We start from the raw sequence: 18,532 nt of genomic DNA, 5'->3' as shown, positions 1-18,532 counted from the left end.
CCGCGCAGGCCACCTCGACCCGGAGGGCGCGCAGGACGAGGCCGGGCGGGAGAGCGAAGTCGTCAGGGCGTGGTACGCTCCTGCGACCATGAGCCAGGTGAGAGCGCTGGGGTTCGCGTTCCTGGTCACGATGCCCGGAGCGCTGGGTTGCGGTCCGGCGCCCTACCTGGAGGCAGAGCCACCACCGCAGGTGACGGCCCGGCCCGCCGAGCGCCAGGCGGTGGTGGTCGTGTTGCAAGAGCCCGCCCCCGAGCCGGCGGTCGAGGGATGGATCCCCGATGCGCCCCGGGAGGGCAACCCGCTCGGTCAGGTCAAGGCATGGCAGGGCGACTACGACTGCCCGCAGGGCACCACGGAACTGACGCTGCACATCCTGAGCGTCCGAGGTCAGCACGTGAGCGCTCTGTTCGACTTCCATCACCTCGACTCGGGCGCGGCGGGTCGCTACCTGATGGCGGGACGCGTGCACCCGGAAACCGGCAGGGTGATGCTCACCCCAGGTGCCTGGATCTCGCAGCCCCGTCACTACGTCTCCGTCGGCATGAGCGGTGAGCTGTCCGAGGACGGGTCGCTCTTCGCTGGCCGCATGGAGCACCCGCTCTGCGGCGCGTTCCGCTTGCGGCCTGCGCGCTGATCGCAGCGGGCGCCTGGGGTACGCGCGTCCGGCCTCCTCGTGCGCCGTTCACCTCACGGGCTCCGGATGCTTTCGCGGCGCCGGCTCGGGATGCTAAGGAGGGGCGATGCGCCTGAGCGCCCTGGCCGTGATCCTGTGGGGAGTGGGCGGCGTGGTGCTGCTGCTCGGAGAGGCCATCCTCCGCCTCGGCTCGCTGGGCGTGGAGATGCTGCGTACGCACACGCTCTCGACAGGGCAGTACGCCTTGCTCGCGGTCTGGACGGTCCTCATCTGCTACGCGGAGGGCTACCGCGGCTTCCAGCAGCGCTTCTCTCCACGGGTGGTGGCCCGCGCGCTGCACATCGCGTCGAACCCCCGGCCCCACCTCGTCTTGCTGGCGCCGCTGGTGTGCATGGGGTTCCTGCACGCGACGAGGCGGCTGCTCATCGTGAGCTGGGGGCTGCTCGTGGGGATCGTCGCGCTGGTGGTGATGATCCGGTTCTTGCCGCCCGTGTACCGAGGGATCGTGGACGTGGGCGTGGCCCTCGCGCTGACGTGGGGCACGGTGGCCATCCTCGTCTACCTGGTCCGCGCGCTCGCCGGGAAGGCGCCCCCCATCTCGCCCGATGTCCCCGAGGCGTGAGCCGCCTCGCACCGCAGGGCGCTCAGTTCGTGCTGCGCGCGCCCGCGATCCACGCCTTGATCGCCTCGGGGATGGGGTGGCCTGCGCCGTGCTCGATCTCGGCGAGGGGGAGCGCGCGCTCGTACAAGGGCAGCGCCGCGGTCAGCTGTCCCTGGGCATGACGCAGCTGAGCGAGCCGCACGAGGGTGGGCCGGAGGGAGACATGCTCGGCGCCGACGAGCCCTTCTCGCACGTCGAGCGCCTGTTCGTAGAGCGACGCCGCGTCGTCCACCGCCCCTTGCTCCTCGCGCACCACCGCGAGGTTGTGCAAGATCGAGGCGCGGACCAGGGGGTCGATCGTGGCGCCGGAGGGGCGCTCGGCGATGGCGAGGGCGCGGCGCAGCATCTCCTCCGCCGGCTCGGGGGAGGCTCCCTTGGGTCGCAGCGTGGCCGCGTTGAACAGGGCCTCGGCGACGACCGGGTGGTCGGCTCCGAACACGGTCTCCCGCAAGGTGATGGCCTGGGTGAGGAGCGGCGCCGCCTCGTCACGACGGCCCTTCCGGCCGAGCAGCAGCCCGAGTCGGGTGAGCACGACGGCGTGCTCGCAAGGCTCCGGGTCGCGCATGCGTTCGTATCCGGCGAGCATGCGCTGGAGCAGGGCCTCGAGGCCGTCGAGGTCCCCGCGGCGCTCGAGGATCGAGGCGAGCTGCATCAGCAGCCTGGAGAGGGGCGGCTCGATGCTTTCCGTGCGCTCGGCGCGCTCGGCGAGGGTGATGGCCCGACGGCAGCTCGCTTCGGCCTGCTCGAGACGCCCTTGCGCGAGCTGCGCCGAACTCCGGGCGTACAGGAGGGGAAGAACTTCCGGGTCCTCGGGGCCATAGAGATCCTCGGCCAGCGACAGCGCCCGCTCGCACGCGGCCTCCGCCTCCGCGTCTCGCCCCGCGGCGAAGGCGTCCGCGACCGCGTCGTACAGCCGGCGGTACGTCTTCGTTTTCCACCAGCGCCGGATCACTTGCTCAGGTCTCCTGTTCCGCCCTGGCGCGTGTCGGGCCAGGTGAGCCCCACTCGATACCCCGTCGGCCCCTGGAAACAAGCCCCGCGCGCGGCTCGTGGACCGAGCAGGCGCGGCGCGGGGTGCCCCGGACGCCAGCGCCAGCGCGATTTCCGAGGAGGTAGGTGGGCGCACCGGGGCCTGGAAGAAGGCCTCTCGGTGACTCCGATGAGGGAAAGGTCGCCAACGCGCCACCTTCCGTTTAGACTGCGCCGACAATCTAGACGTGCATATCTACAGACCATGAGCCGCCTCAAAGAGATCCCGCGAGGGTCTATTCTCGTGGCCTCGGGCCTGCGGCTTGGCATCGTCAGTCTGGGGAAGTGACGGAGTTCCCATGAGCCCCGAAGAGAAGGTCGCACCGAAGCCCAGCGAGCCACCGCGTACCGAGACGCGCGCCGAACCACGCGCCGAACCACGCGCCGAGGGACGTGCCGAGGTGGTCGATCCCCTCATCGGTAAGGAGCTCAACGGGAAGTTCAAGATCATCTCGATGCTCGCCACCGGCGGCATGGGGACGATCTACCGCGGCGAGCAGATGCCGCTCGGTCGCCCCGTGGCCGTGAAGGTGCTCATCCCGAACGTCACCTCCCGGCAGCTCGATCCGAACTTCCACAAGCGGTTCTTCCTCGAAGCGAGCATCCTCGCCAAGCTGCAGCACCCGAACATCGTCACCGTGTTCGACTACGGTCGCATCGAGGACGCCGAGGGTGAGCGCTACTTCATGGCGATGGAGTTCCTGGAGGGGGAGACGCTCTTCCGCCGGGTTCGGCGCATGGGCCGGCTCCCGCCGCCCGAGGCGATGCGGATCGCGAAGCAGATCGCCCGTGGGCTGCGCGAGGCGCACAAGCAGGGCGTCGTGCACCGCGATCTCAAGCCCTCCAACGTGATGCTGTGCGCGAGCGAGGACGGGGAAGAGGCGGTGAAGATCCTCGACTTCGGCCTGGTGAAGGTGCTCTCGGACGACTCGGAGGAGCTGACCCAGCAGGGCGCGTTCCTCGGCTCTCCGCGCTTCATGTCGCCCGAGCAGATCTCGCACGGGAAGGTGGACCTGCGCACGGACGTCTACTCGCTGGGCGTCATCCTCTACCAGATGCTCTGCGGCAAGGTGCCGTTCGAGTCCGACAAGTCCATCCAGATCCTGATGGCGCACCTGCAGCAGCCGGTGCCGCGGATGAAGGAGCGCAACCCGGAGGTCGAGATCCCCGAGCCGCTCGAGGCGCTGGTGATGCGCTGTCTGTCGAAGGATCCCGAGGGGCGCCCCGTGACGATGGACGCCTTCGTCCAGCAGCTCGGCGAATGCGCGCGGTCCATCGGGGTGTCGGGCGGCTTCACGCAAGCGGTGGAGTCGCTGAGCGGGATCACCTCGTTCCGCAGCGGCACGCTGAAGGCACTGAAGGACGCGGAGACGCTGCCGGCGTCGGCGGAAGACATCTCCATCGTGGGGGCCACGCCTGGCCGCGCCTCACTCCCGAGCATTTCGGGAGAGAAGGGCGAGGACAAGACGCCAGCGGGGACGGTGGCCGACACATCGAACAAGAAGGGGCCGATGCTCGTCGCAGCAGGCCTCGTGGCAGCCGCCGCCGTGGCCGCGTTCTACCTCTTCGGTCGAGGGGACAACCCGAGCAACGCGACGCAAGGCGCCACGCCGCCACCCGCCGCGACCCCGACGGCGACCGAGAAGAAGGTCACGGCATTCACCTTGATGGTGGAGTCGTTGCCCGCAGGCGCCTCGGTCACCGAGGACGGGCAAGCTCTCGGTACCACGCCCCTCCAGCTCTCGGTGCAGAACGACCAGGCGCGCGAGAACCCGCGCCGGATCACCGTGCAGAAAGATGGCTACCAGCCCTACTCGGTGGTGCAGGGGCCCTCGGACGAGTCGGTGCGGATCGTGGCGACCCTGGTGGCCCTCGCGAAAGAGGAGCCGAAGCCGGAGGCCACGAGCGAGCCGCGCGGCGGGAGCAGGCCTCGAGGCAACGTGACGCGGCCGACGCCCCCGACGCCCACGACCGTGAAGCCCGCGACGCCGGATCCGCCGGACATCTCCCTCGGCCGCTGATCCCAAGGGGGGGCCATCGCTCCCCGTTCTCGTCATTCACCTCCAAGCTCCAGGAACTTCCGGGGTCGATACCCGTCTGAGCAGCAGACGAGAGGTGACCGATGAAACGCCGACATCTCCTGGGCGCCACCGTGGCGGGGCTGGCTGTGAGCGCATGGCCCGAGTTCATCCGCACGGCCTTCGGTGAAGGCGAGGGCTGTGATGTGCCGGGCCACCAAGGCGCAGGTGGGCCCGCGGCGCCTGTGAAGGAGGCACTTCAGAGGGCGAAGCAGCTCAAGCGGCGGCTCCTGGTCTTCATCATCCCGCTCAGCAACGAGCTGAAGAACGAACGCGGTCATGCGTTCGGGGAGCTGCTCAACCACGGCGGGGATGCGGACCTCGCCCCCCTCTCGGACGTGGAGGTGGTGTGCGCAACCCTGGCCGACCTGAAGAAGGTCGTGCCCGACGCGGGCGATGGCGAGCCGCTGATGGTGCTGGTGCACACGCAGTCGACGCCCACAGCGACGCCCCTCGACACGCCGTTGCCGGTCGACCCCCCCGACGCAACCACGAGCTGGGAGGAGCGCCGGAAGCAGGAGGATGCGCTGATCGTGCGCCGCATCGCCGCCCTCGGCGCGCTCCTCCGCAAAGGGCTGGGTGCAGACGAGCGCAAGGTCGAGGCGCGGGCCGCCGGTGTGCGCGCGCGGCTGGTCAAGCAGCCCCCGGCAGGCGCGCGGTGGGCGAGCGCGAGCGGGTGTGGGGTCACGATCGAGGGGGAGCAGAACCGGCCCATGATGGCGTGCGGGATGGGGCACGTGCCCGAGAAGAGCCGTCGGTTCCTGTACTTCTTCAGCCTCCAGCGCGAGCGCGCTTGAGTCGCGTGACCGCGGTCGGCTTCACCCTCCAACCCGACGAGGCGTTCCTGGAGCTGCTCGGGCCGGCGCTCGAGGACGCCGACTACTACGAGGTGGCCCCCGAGACGCTCTGGTTTGCCCGCGATGAGCGCGAGGAGCAGCTCGAGCCGAACGGCTTCCACGCGACCTTCGAGGCGCTCGCCAGGCGTTCGCAAAAGCCGTTCGTGGCGCACGGCGTCGGGCTGTCGGTCGGCACGGCGTCCCGGAAGGACGAGGCGCGTCGCGCCTGCTGGCTCGAGGCAATCCAGAGGACGCACGCCGCGCTCCGGTTCCGCTGGTACACGGATCACCTCGGCATCAGCGCCCCCGCGGGCGTCGCTGCCACGCTGCCGCTGCCCCTGCCCATGACACGGCACGCGGCGCGGGTCGTGCGCGGCGCGCTGCGCACGCTGCAGCAGGTGGTCGATGACGTGGGCGTGGAGAACAGCGTGGGTTACTTTCTGCTCGGCGATCCGCTCGACGAGCCACGTTTCCTCGGCTGGGTGCTCGCCATGCCGCGCGCCCACCTGCTGCTCGATCTCCACAACGTGTACACGATGGCGCAGAACCTGGGCTTCGAGCCGCGGGACTATCTGGCGCGGCTCGATCTGAACCGGGTGATCGAGATCCATCTGGCTGGAGGTCGCACGAGCGAGCCAGGTTGGCTGCCCTCGGGGCGCACGCTGAGGCTCGACGGGCACGACGATGCGGTCCCCGAGCCGGTATGGCAGCTCTTCGAGGCGGTGGCGCCACGCTGTCCCGAGCTGCGCGGCGTCACGCTGGAGCGCATGGAAGGGACGGTGCTCGACGAGGGCGATGCGCTGCAAGTACGCGAGGAGCTGCGTCGCGTACGCCGCACGCTGGAGCTGCGACGATGACCCGGAGACATGCCGCGTCACGGACGGGAAGGAGGTCTGGACACCTCCTGGAGGCGCAAGCGCACGCTCGTTACGAGGAGCTGCTCGCGAAGGTCATCACCGCCGCCGACCCGCTGGACGCCTTGCGAGCCGCCACGCAGAAGGCCGATCTGCCTCCACGCCTGCGTCGTGCCCTCCGACAGGTGGATGAAGATGGCCTGAGGATGGCGGCGTTGCTCGTCGCGCGGCTCCGGTTCGAGCGGCTGATGCGCGGCAGTACGGACGCGGAAGCGTGGTTCGAGCGCGATCCGGGTGAGTTCACCGCTGCGTTCCAGCAGTATCACCAGGCCGTGCCTCCCACCGCGTTCTTCCCCTCAGGCGAGGCACGGCTCTTCAGGGAGTGGCTTGCCCACCTGCCATGAGCAGCCCGAGACGCTCGCGGGTCGCCTCTCGTGCGTCGAGCGTCGCCACGATCGCTCCTCGAAACATCACGGCCACGCGATCGGAGAGCGCCAGAATTTCATCCAGCTCTGCCGAGACGAGCAGGACCGCCGCGCCGCGATCGCGCGCGTCGACGATGGCGCGGTGAACCGTTTCGATCGACCCGACATCGAGCCCGCGCGTGGGCTGGCTGGCGACGAGCAAGGTCACTTGTCGGTCGAGTTCTCGCGCGAGGACGACCTTCTGCTGGTTTCCACCCGAGAGGGAGGCCACCGCCGCGTCCGTGGACGGAGGCCGCACGTCGTACGCCTTCACCAGCGACGCGGCGCGCTCGTGCACGGCGCGCTCGTCCCTGACGCCGTGGTGCGCGAACGGAGGTCGAGCCCAGGTGCTCAGGACCATGTTGTCGGCCACGGAATACGAGGCCACGAGCCCGTGCCGCTGCCGGTCCTCGGGGATGTGGGAGAGGCCGGTGTCGATCAGCGTTCGAGGTGAGGCATGGGTCACGTCCCGCCCGCGAAGCGACACCCGTCCACTCGCGGGTCGTCGCAGCCCCGTCAGGGCCTCGACGAGCTCGGTCTGCCCGTTTCCCTGCACGCCGGCGATGCCCAGGATCTCGCCTGCGCGCACGGTCAGGGTCACGTTCACCGCCGGAAGGTCCAGCCCTCCGGACACGCAGAGCTGCTCGACGCGCAGGATCTCTTCCCCCGGATCGGCGGGAGCCTTCTCGACGGTGAGCAGTACATCGCGCCCCACCATCATCGCGGCCAGGCGTCGCTCGTCGACCTCGTCGGGGGACGTCCTCTCCACGACGCGCCCCGCCCGCATGACGGTGATGCGATCTGCAACGGCGCGCACTTCCTTCAATTTGTGGCTGATGAGCGCGATGGCCACACCTTGGGCCTTGAGCGCCCGGAGGACGACGAACAGGTCTGCGACTTCCTGAGGGGTGAGGACCGCCGTGGGCTCGTCGAGGATGAGCACTTCTGCCTTGCGGTAGAGCGCCTTCAGGATCTCCACCCGTTGCTGCACTCCGACTGGCAGGTCGGCGACCCGCGCGTCGGGATCCACGTCGAGGCCGTGGTGTCGTGACAGCGCGAGTACCTCGGCGCGAGCGCGCCGGGTGTCGAGCAGGCCGAAGCGGCCAGTGATCTCGGCTCCGAGGAGGATGTTCTCCGTCACCGAGAAGTGCGGGATCAGCATGAAGTGCTGGTGGACCATCCCGATGCCCAGCGCGATGGCGTCGCTCGGAGAGCGGAGGGTGACGGGTCGGCCCTCTCGCCAGATCTCTCCGGCGTCGGGCTGTCGCATGCCGTAGAGGATGCTCATCAAGGTCGTCTTGCCAGCGCCGTTCTCACCGAGCAGCGCATGCACCTCGCCCTTCCAGAGGGTCAGGTCGACGGCGTCGTTGGCGAGCGCACCAGGGCAGCGCTTGGTGATGCCTCGCGCTTCTAGCGCTGGAACCCGTCCCTGCTCCGACGACTTTCGGTCACGCTCGGATGGGGGTCCCCCTGCGGCGATCGTCGCGGCGGCATCAGCCGTCATAGGGTTTTCCATCCGCGGCAGGTGGAGTCGTCCTGCCGATGACACCGGTCAGGATCAGCAAGGTGAGTAGGTAGGGCAAGAGCCCTACGATCGAGGAGTGCTGAAGGAACGACCATGCGCCGGAGAGCTGCTCTCGGAACATCTGCAGGTTGATCTGGAGTGCCTGCGCCGACCCGAAGAGCAAGGCGGCAGCGAGCGCGCCCGTGGGGGTCCAGTTGCCGAAGATCATCGCCGCGAGGGCGATGAAGCCGCGGCCGTTGGTCATCAGCGGCTCGAAGGAGGGCACCGACTCGAGCGTGAAGTAGGCGCCGCCGAGGCCAGCCACGCAGCCTCCCAGGATCACGCTCTGGTAGCGCATGCGGCGCACGTCGATGCCCACGGTGGCGGCGGCCTGAGGGTGCTCTCCCACGGCCCGAACGCGCAGGCCCCAGCGCGTGCGAAAGAGCGCGATGTGGGTCACGACGACCAGCGCGATCGCGGCGAGGGTGATGGGCTGTTGCTCGAAGACGCGTCCGACGACCGGCAAATCGGCAAGTCCTGGGAGGTGCACCCGAGGGAGCACGCCCGGGGAGGCATAGCTGACGCCGCTGGATGAGCCGGAGCCGAAGAAGAGCTGTCGGTTGAGGAAGCCCGTCAATCCCACGGCGAGCAGGTTGATCACCGTGCCCCCGATGATCTGATCGACTCGGAAGGTCACCGACAGCGCGGCGTGGACGAGGCCGAGCAAGCCGCCCGAGATGATCGCCCCCGCAACGCCCAGGAGAAGGCTGATGGAGGGCGGAAGGCCCCACACGGTGCTCGCATACGATGCGCTGGCCCAGCCGAAGAACGCAGCGGTCAGCATCATCCCCTCGATGCCGAGGTTGACGACGCCGGCACGCTCGCACAGCACGCCGGAGAGGGCCCCGAGGATGAGTGGGGTCGCCACGGCGATGGTGGTGGCGATCATGCTCGCAACGATGCTCGCAGCCGACACGCGCGGAACACCCGCGAGCACCGCGGCGCCGATGAGGACCGCCACGATGAGGGCGACGAAGGCGTGACGTCGGGTTTCCATCCAGATCCCTCAGCTCCCCCAGCCTTGCGACAGGGCGACGGGCGCGGTGGTGTCTCTCAGCCGGTACAGCCGACGGATGAGGACCTCGGCCGCCACGAAGAGCAGGATGAGCGCCTGGATGACCGAGATCACGTCCGCGGGGATCTGGGTGAGGTACTGCATGCGGGTCGCGCCATTGCGCATGGCACCGAAGAGGAGCGCACTCAGCGCGACACCCATCGGATGCGCCCTGCCGAGCAGGGCAACCGCGATGGCATCGAAGCCGTACCCTTGCGAGAAACCGAGCTCGTGCCGGTGGTTCAAGGCGCTCACCTCGATCGCGCCGCCGAGCCCGACCAGGCCGCCGGAGATGGCCATGCTGAGCACCACGGCGCGCGGAACGTTCATGCCGGCACACCGGGCCGCGTCCGGGCTCGCGCCGGCGGTGCGGATGGTGAAACCGAGCGTGGTGCTCCGCAGCACCCAGACCAGCAAGACCGAGAGGGCGAGAGCGAGCGGAAAGCCCCAGTGCACACGGAACCCCTCGAGGAGCACCCCCATCCGGGCTCCCTCGGCAATCATCGGCGTGCGGGCAATGACGTTTCCGGGAGCCGGATCCTTGAGCGGGCCATTGAGGAGATAGCTCACAGCGTTGAGCGCGATGTAGTTGAGCATGATGGTGTTGATCACCTCGTGCCCTCCCGTACGCGCCTTCAACCATCCTGGGATCGCCGCCCAGAGGGCTCCCGCGCTCGCCCCCGCGACCAGCGTGAGCGGCACGTGAACGACGGCCGGCAGCGCCGCGCCGAGCAGGAGAGGGAGGCCGTAACCAGCCCATGCTGCCGCGACTGCGCCGAGCGCGAGCTGCCCCTCGGCGCCGATGTTGAACAGCCCGCCCTGGAACGCGAAGGCGATTCCCAGCCCGGCGAGCAGATAGGGGGTGGTCCACACCGCCGTTTCGCTCAGCGCCCGGGTCGAGCCGAAAGCGCCTTCTGCAAGGCCCGCGTACGCGGCCACCGGATCTCCTCCAGCGATGGCGATCACGCCCGCACCCGCGACGAGCGCGGTGAACACGGACAGCAGGGGGACGAGGAGCGGCCTGCCCAGGTGATGCATCCAGCGACGGCTCTCGTTCACGATGCCCCGGCCGCCGAAGAGACAAGCTGGATCGAGCACACCACCACGGACATCCTCACCTCCGAGGTCCGCAGCCTACTTGAGCGCGCTGGCATCTAGCCACTCCTCAGCGTCTGCCGGGGTGCTCAGCAACCGAAGCGACATCCCGGGAGCATCGCAGGCTTTCCGGGAGCACGCGTCGGCGTCGAAGGAGGGACTCATGGATCCGTGGGACGCGGGTCTTCCTCGGGCCGGTCCAGTCGATGGCTGGCCCTGCCTTTGGCCCTCCGACGTCGGACGAGCCATACGACGACGCCCGCGAAGAACACGCCAGCGAACAGCCAGCCCTCATCATGGCGCAGCGTTCCGAGAGCCTGCTCTGCCACTTCACCGAACAGATAGCCCATCCCTCCCAGCAGCGTCGCCCAGAGCGCCCCGCCGAGCGCGTTCAGTGACATGAACCGAACCACGGGAACACCGCTCGCACCGATCACGAAGGGGCTCACCGTGCGAATCCCGTACACGAAGCGAAAGCCCACGATCATGGCGACAGGATGTCGCTCCAGCGTCTCTCGCACGCGGTCGGCGTGGACCTGCCACGTCGGCCGACGACGGAGCCATGTGATGCCACGCCGTCGTCCGAGCCAGTAGTAGATCTGGTCGCCGGTCACGCTCCCTGCGAACGCGACGAGCATCACCAGGGGGAGCGAGAGGTATCCACGATGGGCAGCGAGCCCGGCGAGCACCAGGACCGTCTCTCCTTCGAGCAGGGTGCCGAGGAGGATCGCCCAGTAGCCGTAGAGCCCAAGCAGGTGTTCGAGGTTCATGAGCGCCTGATGGCGTGACGTCGTGAAGTCCAGGAACGCAGCCGTTGATGAAGCTCAGGCGCGAGGAGCCGCAGGTCCACGAACGATGAGCAACCGACCTGGGCCGTCTTCGAGCATGAGGCCACTCAGACCATTGAGTGCCTCTGGCGTCGCGCAGAGCCCGACGACATCTTCCTGTGGCGTCCATGCACCTGGGCAGGCGAGAGGCCCGCCCACGATCTCGGGAGCCAGCGGGCTCCGGACGACGACGCGGTCTGCATGAAGGCAGACGTTGACGTGAACCCGCTCATCGGCCCCCGATCGGCCCGCGAGCTGATCGTGCAGCTCGGAGGCGAGCGCGAGCGCCTCGGCGCGCGCCCGCCGCTCTTCACCACGGCCTCCCGGCAGGAGCCGGACGCCGAGGACCTCGTCACCGGCCGTGGCGAGCACGGAGAGCCCCGCTTGCCGGAGCGTGCTTTCCGCAAGATCCATGGCCCGCCCCAGGTCGTCAGCGAGGGCGTCGTCGATCTCTTCGATGGGCGCGTTGAGGCGCACCACCACGTGCACGCCCATCGCATCGACGGAGAGCTCGGGAACGCTTTTGCTCGTCATTCCGGGACGACACACCGCCTCCCGCAACTCGCAAAGCATGGCGCGCACGGAAGGGAAGCGCCGTTCGGGCAGCTTCTCCAGGCACCGCAGCACGAGCGCGTCGAGCGCTGGTGCCAGCGGGGCTCGCTGGCTGGGACGCGGTGGAGGCTCCTCGAGGTGCTGCCGGGCCAGCTCCATGGCGCTGGTCGCATCGAAGGGAAGTCGTCCCGTGAGCAGGCGGTGCAACAGCACGCCGAGCGCATAGACGTCGACGCGCTCGTCGATCGCGCCCCCCAGAATCTGCTCGGGCGCCATGATGCTCAGGGTCCCCGGTGCCCGCCCTGCCGTCGTGAGACCTGTTCCCTCCCCAGGGTCCATGAGCTTGGCGATTCCGAAATCGAGCAGCTTTATCGAGCGAGAGGGACCGTTGCAGACGAAGATGTTGTTGGCCTTCACATCGCGATGAACGATCCCTGCCTCGTGGGCAGCCTGGAGCGCTTCACAGACGGGCTCGAGCATCTCCAGCGCCTGATCTGGGGACATCCTGCCGCCCGATCGAAGCAACGCCTCGAGGGTCATGCCCTCGAGCCGCTCCATGACATAAAAAGGGCGCCCGTCCTCCAGTGCACCGACATCGAGGACATCGACGACGTTCGGGTGGTTCAGCCGGCGGATGACGTGGATCTCACGAACGAAGCGCTCGACCATCTTCGGGATGAGCGCGAGACGAGCGTGCAACACCTTGAGGGCGACCCCCTCTCGCTCACGCACCACGCTTCCGTCATGATGGTGCGCGGCATAAACAGCGCCACAGCCGCCTCTGGCAATGCGTGAGTCAATGACGTAGTCCCCTGCTCGGCCCCCCGGAGGCAGGTCTTCTACAAGCGGAAACCCGAGAACTTCCGTCAGCTCCTTCGTCAAATCGCAGCCCATCCCCCACCCCTCCTGCCCATCGCTATGGTGCGGACATCAAAGTCAGTTCTTCAGCGCAAAACCTTCGGTTTCTGCCGGAGCATGACATCCAGCGTAGTCTCTTTGACAGCAAGACGTGCGAGGGTACCTGTCCTCGCGAGCGATTGCAGGAAGCTCCTGATGGCTTCATCTGGTGCTTCCTCCTTTCGGCGGCGCTCGACGACAAACCTGCTCGTTATGTCGAGGCCATCCGGAAATCGGCGCGTTGCTCGAAAGCTCCGTATCGGCTCGTGACAGGATCGATGAATTCAGCTCGGGCGCTCGTCGATGGCTGCGTCTGTACCCGCAAAGCGGGCTCGTACGACCCCGGTGTGTCAATCTGCATCAGGAAAACGAGGTGCCCCAGATGCAAGAGAAGGCTCGCAGCCCATCTGGCGACAACGGCATCGAGAGCGTCCGCTGTCGCGCTTGTGGTCGTCGCACAATGGCCAAGCGAGGATGCGTTGAACACGGGCACCGTGAGAAAGAGCTCGTTGCGGCAGCCCCCGACCCCTTGTATTCGGCCGCGTCGAGGTGCGAGGGAGAGCTGCCGTCTTTCGGTGGCTATCGCCTTCAGCAACGCTTGGGGGGTGGCGGCTTTGGTGTCGTGTTCGCAGCGACCCCCGTGGACGGCGGTGCTGAAGTCGCCATCAAGATCGCTCGGAAAGATCGGCCCGAGGCAAGTCGACGGCTCGTCAAAGAGGCTGCCATCCTCGCAGACATCGGTCCTCCGTATGCCCCCCAGGTTCACGCACGGGGAAGACTCCCCGAGGGAATGCCCTATGTGGTGATGGAGAGCATCCGCTGCCCGACCCTCGCAGACCGTCTGGTCGCCGCAGGTGGGACCGTCCACTTCAGGGAGGCGGCGTGCCTCGTCGATGCGGCGCTACAGACCCTCGAGGTGGTACACGCACGCGGGTATGTCCACCGAGATCTGAAGCCAGAAAACATCTTCATCATCGAGTCTCAGGAGCGTCTCCGTGCAACCATCGTGGATTACGGGCTCGCCACGACCGAAGAGCCCTGCGCAAGGACGAGCGAGGGCGCTGCGCTGGGAACACCTGAGTACATGGCGCCGGAGCAGTGTGAGGGTCGTCCAGACATCGATGGTCGCGCCGACCTCTATGCCGTCGGCGTGATCTTCTACGAGCTGCTCGCCGGACGCCCTCCATTCTGGGGTCCTCCCGCTGCGGTGCGCGAGGATCAACGAAGCCGACGGCCAGCACGGCTGCGGCCCGGCGTGAAGCTTCCCATCGCTCTAGAGGAAGTCGTGCTGCGGGCACTGGCCAAGGACCGCAGGGAGCGCCCCGCCAGCGCCAGCGAATTCCGGATGGCACTCGCTCGGGCGCTGCGCGTGGACGAGGAGACGCAAGACGCTCCGACCCCTGAGAGTGAACGCAGCGCTGCTCCGTCGAGCGGACCGACGAGCGCGCCTCGCCTCGAGCGTCGGACGGTAGGGGTTCTGTTTCTGGAGACGGAGCTCGACCTCGCGTCTTTACAACGTCGCATGGCCTCTCTAGGGGGAGACATCGCTCATTCCTCGAGCGGCCATGTCGTGGCGGTCTTCGATCACGAGCCGAACTCGAGTCCCACACGCCGCGCTTTGCGCGCAGCGCGAGAACTCATACGGCGCAATGTATGTCAGCGAGCCCTGCTCGACCTCGCGTCCGTCGTCGTCCAACGACGTCCAAAAGGAGTCAGACGCTACATAAGCCCTCTGTTCACGAACCCACGCATGCGGCTGCCCGAAATCGCTCGAGCGACTGGTAAAGGAAACCTTCTGTTCGTGACTCCCGACGCCGCAGCCGCATTACCCGATACCCCAGCTGGCGGCGTCAACGATGATGAAAAACACCTCTCCATCAGACCACATCAGACGAGCAGCGAAGCGTGCTCCGATGGAGGGGCCGAGCCCATCCCTGTCCCCCTCGATGAGGAGAAAGCGAGCGACTTCCTCGACGAGCCGCTCCTCGGTCGAGAAGCCGTCGTCCGCGCTTTGCTGGAGAGCGCGCGCGCCGCAGCGTCGTTGGGCCTGCCGACCATCGTTCAAGTCACGGGCGAAGCTGGACTGGGAAAGAGTCACCTTGCGTCTTTCGTTGCGCAGCAGCTGAGCCAACTCATGATCGACGCTCAGGTGCTCGAGCTGCAAGCACGTGAGCCCCTGGTAGGGGGCACCGATCCGACGCTCCGAGCGCTGTTGCAGTTCGTCCTCGAACTGCCGGCGCACGCACCTTCGGATGGTGGGCGCGCCTTGATTTCGGCCCGGCTGGAAGGTGACGCGATCGAACATCTGGCCGTCGCACGTGCACTCGGGTGGCTCGACGGAAGCGGAACAATGGGGAGCGCGCATGACGATGGTGCATACCCGGAGCTGAGGGCTCTGGAGGCCGCCCCAGGCGCCTTACGCGCTGCCGTGAGCATGGTCGCAGGAAGTGCCCTTCGACGGCGCACGTCCCGCGGACCCGTGTTCGTGATCCTCGACGATGCCCACCTCGCGGACGACGCCGCGCTCAGCGCGCTCGAATACGCGGCGCAGGCCGCGGCAAAGACCCCCCTCTGGATCTGCGCCCTCGCACGACCTGGTTTCGAGCAGGCCAGACCCAACTGGGGACGAGGCGCGGCCTGTAGCCAAGTCAACCAGCTCGGCCCGTTGGATCGCGCTGGTGCAGTCGCGCTGTGTCGACGTTTGCTGGCCCCCGTCGAGGATGTACCCGAGCCAGCTCTGGATCTGCTCATTGCCCGGACGAAAGGCGCACCGCTGCTATTGAGCGAGCTCGTCCTGGGCCTGAAGCGCGAAGGCATCGTTCGCCTGCATCCTCGTGGGGGTGGATGGTATGTAGCGACCGACGAACTCGACCGATTGCCCGACGCGCCCCTCATCGAATGGCTGGCGCGGGCGGAGCTGGACGCATTGCCTCAAGCTCTACAGGAATTCGCGCGACTCATTTCATTGCTCGGACATGAGATGATGCTCGACGACATCGTCGGGGTGCTCGAGAGGTTGGATGGTTGCGGACAGGGGGAGCCCTTTCCCCTCGATCCGAGGGTCGCCACGAGCCGACTGATGGCCGCGGGAGTACTCGCCCAAGACCGACGCAGCGGTCGGATCGGCTTTCGTCATCCTCTCGTGCGTGACGCCATCGCAAAGTCGATTGACCCGTCCGTGGCGCGTCACATTCACCTTGCAGCCCTCGCACATCATCAGGCGACCGCTCCGGAAGCAGACAGAAGCTTGCGTGCACGCGCGCACCATGCGGCGGCAGCAGGACTGCGCTCACTTGCGAGCAATGCCTTCATGAGGCTGGCAGATCAGGCGCGGGACAGGCACGCCTATGTCGAAGCCGAGGCGCTGTACACTCGGTCTCTGGAGCAAACTGAGCCATGCGAGATCGACGAATCCTCCGTCCGAGGCTCACCGACCGACAAGTCGTTCGGCGCGGCCAACGAGCGCGCAGCTGCACAACGTCGACGTGGCCTCATGCGTTGTCGGCTAGGGCGAAATCATGATGCCCTCGAGGACCTACGCACTGCACGCGAAGCTGCGGAAACCATCGGCGATACCATCGAACAGATGGAGATTCTGCTAGACGAGGCGACGACGCTGGACTGGATGGAGGAGTATCGTAGCTCCGAGGCTCGTGTGAACGAAGCGAGACGGCGGGGAGAGACCCTTCCCTCCATGCCCGCCCCATTGGCGTCGCGCTTGCTTTTGGGCATCGGGCGCTCATTCCACCGCTTCAGTCGTGAAGCGGAAGCAGCCGCGATGCTCGAAGCCGCTGTCACCCAATCCTCTGACCTGGGAGAGGAGGGCTACGAAACCCTCGTCGTCTCACTCCTCATGCTGGGCTTCATCTATCAAGGACTGGCCCGGCTCGACGATGCGAGGGAGGTGCTCGATCGAGCGGTCATGCTGTGCGAAGTTCATCGCGACATGCTCCACCTCGCTCCCGCCATCAACAACCGTGCGCTGCTTCGGGCGTGCCGGGGAGACAAGGAGGGCATGATTCACGACCTATCCCGAGTCCTGTCCATTGCACGTGAATACGGGCAAGGAGCGCTGGAGCTGGTCGGAGAGTACAATCTGGGCGAGTGTCTCTACTTGATGGACGACATGCAAGCTGCAGCGTTGCATGTCGCCAGAGCGGCCGAAATAGAGCGCCGACGCTCAGGAGGTAGAGCGCGCCCGATCGTGATGCTGCTCGATGCTCGCGTGTTGCTGGGCGGTGGAGATGAAGGCAAAGCGCGAGTCATTTTCGAGAAAATTCTCGCACATCAAGAGGCAGCGCGAGAATTGGGCCGAATGGATGCGCTCCTTCTACCGTCGGAGGAGGTCTTGCTGGACATGATCGATCTGGCGACCCGCACCCCCGACGCCGCAGCATGGGATGAACTTCATGCGCGCTCGGAGCGCCTTTCGGTGGGCCAGGAGCAAGTAGAAGTTCTCGAAGCTCGCGCCATCGCAGCGCTTCGGCACGGGCGCCTGGATTTGGCGCTGGACGCCCATATGATTGCGTGCGCGGCGGCTGCACGCATTCCGAATGCCATGCGTCTCCAGCTCCAACGTCATGGCTCCGAGATTCGACGGGCTTTCAGAACTGGGCCGTTTCCGTCGACTCCTTGAGTGCAACCGTCGACGCCGTTCCTCCGGAGATGACCTGCGCAACCTCATCGAAGTAACCCGTACCGACCTCGCGCTGGTGCCTCGTCGCCGAATAGCCGACGCTCTCCGCCTCGAACTCTGCCTGCTGCAGCTCCGAGTAGGCCGCCATTCCTCGCCGGAGATACTGCCGCGCCAGATCGAACATCGAGTAGTTCAACGTGTGGAACCCAGCAAGGGTCACGAACTGGAAACGATACCCCATGGCTGCAAGCTCATGCTGAAAGCGGGCGATCGTGACCTCGTCGAGGTGCTTCTTCCAGTTGAACGAGGGTGAGCAGTTGTACGCCAGAAGTTTCCCTGGAAACTGCTTGTGAACTCCCTCGGCGAACTGTCGTGCTTCTTTCAGATCGGGGGTCGAGGTCTCACACCAGATCATGTCGGCATACGGCGCGTACGCACAGCCACGGGCGATGGCTGCCTCGATTCCACTCTGAAAACGGAAGAAGCCTTCCGCCGTACGGTCGCCCGTGAGGAATGGACGGTCTCGAGGATCGATATCCGATGTCAGCAGCTTTGCACTATCTGCGTCGGTTCGCGCCACCACAAGGGTAGGAACCCCCATGACATCGGCCGCCAGTCGAGCCGCCGTCAAGGTTCGAATGAATTGACCGGTAGGAATCAGAACCTTGCCACCCATGTGGCCGCACTTCTTCTCCGACGCGAGCTGGTCTTCGAAATGCACACCAGCGGCGCCTGCCTCGATCATGGCTTTCATGAGCTCGAAAGCATTCAGCGGACCGCCGAATCCTGCTTCCGCATCTGCCAGGATCGGCGCCATCCAGTATCGTCCATCCTTACCCTCTGCGTGCTCGATCTGATCGGCTCGCAGAAGTGCCTGATTGATTCTACGCACGAGAGACGGGACGCTATTGGCCGGGTACAAGCTCTGGTCGGGATACATCGTCCCCGCTTCATTGTTGTCGGCTGCAACCTGCCAGCCGCTCAGGTAGATGGCTTTGAGACCCGCGCGGACCTGCTGCATGGCCTGGTTTCCGCTCAAAGCGCCAAGCGCCTGCACGAAGGATTCACTCTGCAGGAGCTGCCACAAGCGCCGTGCTCCCATGTCTGCCAGCGTATGCTGAATCCGCACGCTTCCGCGCAGTCGGTCCACATCAGCTTGTGAATAGGGTCGAGTGATACCGTCCCAACGTCCTGCCAGCGAGCCATTCGACGAGGACATGTCCTGTTCCGGTCGCTCCGGCGTGCCGTGCTGGGAAACCGAATGATTGATGCTCAGCGGGGAAGCTGCGGACATGACGAACTCCTTGCGATTTGCGTCGCGTGTCGACACAACTGTTCTGTTATCCGAGAC

Annotated in this window: 14 protein-coding genes; 7 read left to right on the top strand and 7 right to left on the bottom strand. The window is 66.7% G+C overall.

Annotated features, from left to right (window positions below; all coding sequences use genetic code 11):
• Positions 1-88: 88 nt before the first annotated feature.
• Together CMC5_RS04010 and CMC5_RS04005 are read left to right on the top strand one after the other, a co-directional pair.
• Positions 89-634 (top strand): hypothetical protein, encoded by a 546-nt coding sequence (locus tag CMC5_RS04010; protein WP_156338168.1) that lies wholly within the window; start codon positions 89-91, stop codon positions 632-634.
• A gap of 106 nt (positions 635-740) precedes the next feature.
• On the top strand, positions 741-1,256 hold the full coding sequence (locus tag CMC5_RS04005; RefSeq protein WP_050429174.1) for a hypothetical protein: 516 nt from the start codon (positions 741-743) through the stop codon (positions 1,254-1,256).
• 22 nt (positions 1,257-1,278) lie between these two features.
• Here the strand turns inward: CMC5_RS04005 and CMC5_RS04000 are convergent, their stop codons facing one another.
• The gene (locus tag CMC5_RS04000) at positions 1,279-2,247 is read right to left on the bottom strand and encodes a tetratricopeptide repeat protein (protein ID WP_245678279.1); all 969 of its coding nucleotides are present in this window, start codon (positions 2,245-2,247) and stop codon (positions 1,279-1,281) included.
• A gap of 376 nt (positions 2,248-2,623) precedes the next feature.
• Here CMC5_RS04000 and CMC5_RS03995 point away from each other — a divergent pair, with 376 nt between their 5' ends.
• The 4 genes from CMC5_RS03995 (at position 2,624) to CMC5_RS03980 (ending at position 6,496) form a co-directional block, all read left to right on the top strand.
• Positions 2,624-4,345, top strand: a complete 1,722-nt coding sequence (locus CMC5_RS03995; RefSeq protein ID WP_082362230.1) for a serine/threonine protein kinase — start codon at positions 2,624-2,626, stop codon at positions 4,343-4,345.
• 101 nt (positions 4,346-4,446) lie between these two features.
• Complete coding sequence (locus tag CMC5_RS03990; protein WP_050429173.1) at positions 4,447-5,199, top strand: hypothetical protein; 753 nt, start codon at positions 4,447-4,449, stop codon at positions 5,197-5,199.
• Positions 5,200-5,204: 5 nt separating this feature from the next.
• Positions 5,205-6,095 carry an MbnB/TglH/ChrH family RiPP precursor modification enzyme gene (locus CMC5_RS03985; RefSeq protein ID WP_050429172.1) on the top strand — a complete coding sequence of 297 codons (891 nt, stop codon included), beginning with the start codon at positions 5,205-5,207 and terminating at the stop codon, positions 6,093-6,095.
• Positions 6,092-6,496, top strand: coding sequence for a hypothetical protein (locus CMC5_RS03980; RefSeq protein ID WP_050429171.1), 405 nt, complete (start codon positions 6,092-6,094; stop codon positions 6,494-6,496). The genes CMC5_RS03985 and CMC5_RS03980 overlap by 4 nt, the downstream gene beginning before the upstream one ends.
• Here the strand turns inward: CMC5_RS03980 and CMC5_RS03975 are convergent.
• The 5 genes from CMC5_RS03975 to CMC5_RS03955 form a co-directional block, all read right to left on the bottom strand.
• The gene (locus tag CMC5_RS03975) at positions 6,468-8,060 is read right to left on the bottom strand and encodes an ABC transporter ATP-binding protein (RefSeq protein WP_082362229.1); all 1,593 of its coding nucleotides are present in this window, start codon (positions 8,058-8,060) and stop codon (positions 6,468-6,470) included. The two genes, CMC5_RS03980 and CMC5_RS03975, sit on opposite strands and share 29 nt — an antisense overlap.
• Positions 8,050-9,117 (bottom strand): ABC transporter permease, encoded by a 1,068-nt coding sequence (locus CMC5_RS03970; RefSeq protein WP_050429170.1) that lies wholly within the window; start codon positions 9,115-9,117, stop codon positions 8,050-8,052. Before CMC5_RS03970 ends, CMC5_RS03975 begins: the two co-directional genes overlap by 11 nt.
• 9 nt (positions 9,118-9,126) lie before the next feature.
• Positions 9,127-10,272 (bottom strand): ABC transporter permease, encoded by a 1,146-nt coding sequence (locus tag CMC5_RS03965; RefSeq protein WP_245678278.1) that lies wholly within the window; start codon positions 10,270-10,272, stop codon positions 9,127-9,129.
• Positions 10,273-10,430: 158 nt separating this feature from the next.
• Complete coding sequence (locus tag CMC5_RS03960; RefSeq protein ID WP_050429169.1) at positions 10,431-11,039, bottom strand: DedA family protein; 609 nt, start codon at positions 11,037-11,039, stop codon at positions 10,431-10,433.
• 54 nt (positions 11,040-11,093) lie between these two features.
• Positions 11,094-12,542, bottom strand: coding sequence for a serine/threonine-protein kinase (locus tag CMC5_RS03955; protein WP_082362228.1), 1,449 nt, complete (start codon positions 12,540-12,542; stop codon positions 11,094-11,096).
• 385 nt (positions 12,543-12,927) lie between these two features.
• Here CMC5_RS03955 and CMC5_RS03950 point away from each other — a divergent pair, with 385 nt between their 5' ends.
• Complete coding sequence (locus CMC5_RS03950; RefSeq protein WP_050429168.1) at positions 12,928-17,181, top strand: protein kinase domain-containing protein; 4,254 nt, start codon at positions 12,928-12,930, stop codon at positions 17,179-17,181.
• Here the strand turns inward: CMC5_RS03950 and aceA are convergent.
• Positions 17,150-18,475, bottom strand: a complete 1,326-nt coding sequence (aceA, locus tag CMC5_RS03945) for an isocitrate lyase (protein WP_082363383.1) — start codon at positions 18,473-18,475, stop codon at positions 17,150-17,152. The genes CMC5_RS03950 and aceA overlap by 32 nt on opposite strands.
• Positions 18,476-18,532 lie beyond the last annotated feature (57 nt).

The sequence above is a fragment of the Chondromyces crocatus genome (assembly GCF_001189295.1).
In the GTDB taxonomy this organism is placed as follows: Bacteria; Myxococcota_A; Polyangia; order Polyangiales; family Polyangiaceae; genus Chondromyces; species Chondromyces crocatus.
The sequence above is the reverse complement of the archived record's forward strand: the minus strand, read 5'-3'. Positions and strand labels throughout refer to the sequence as shown.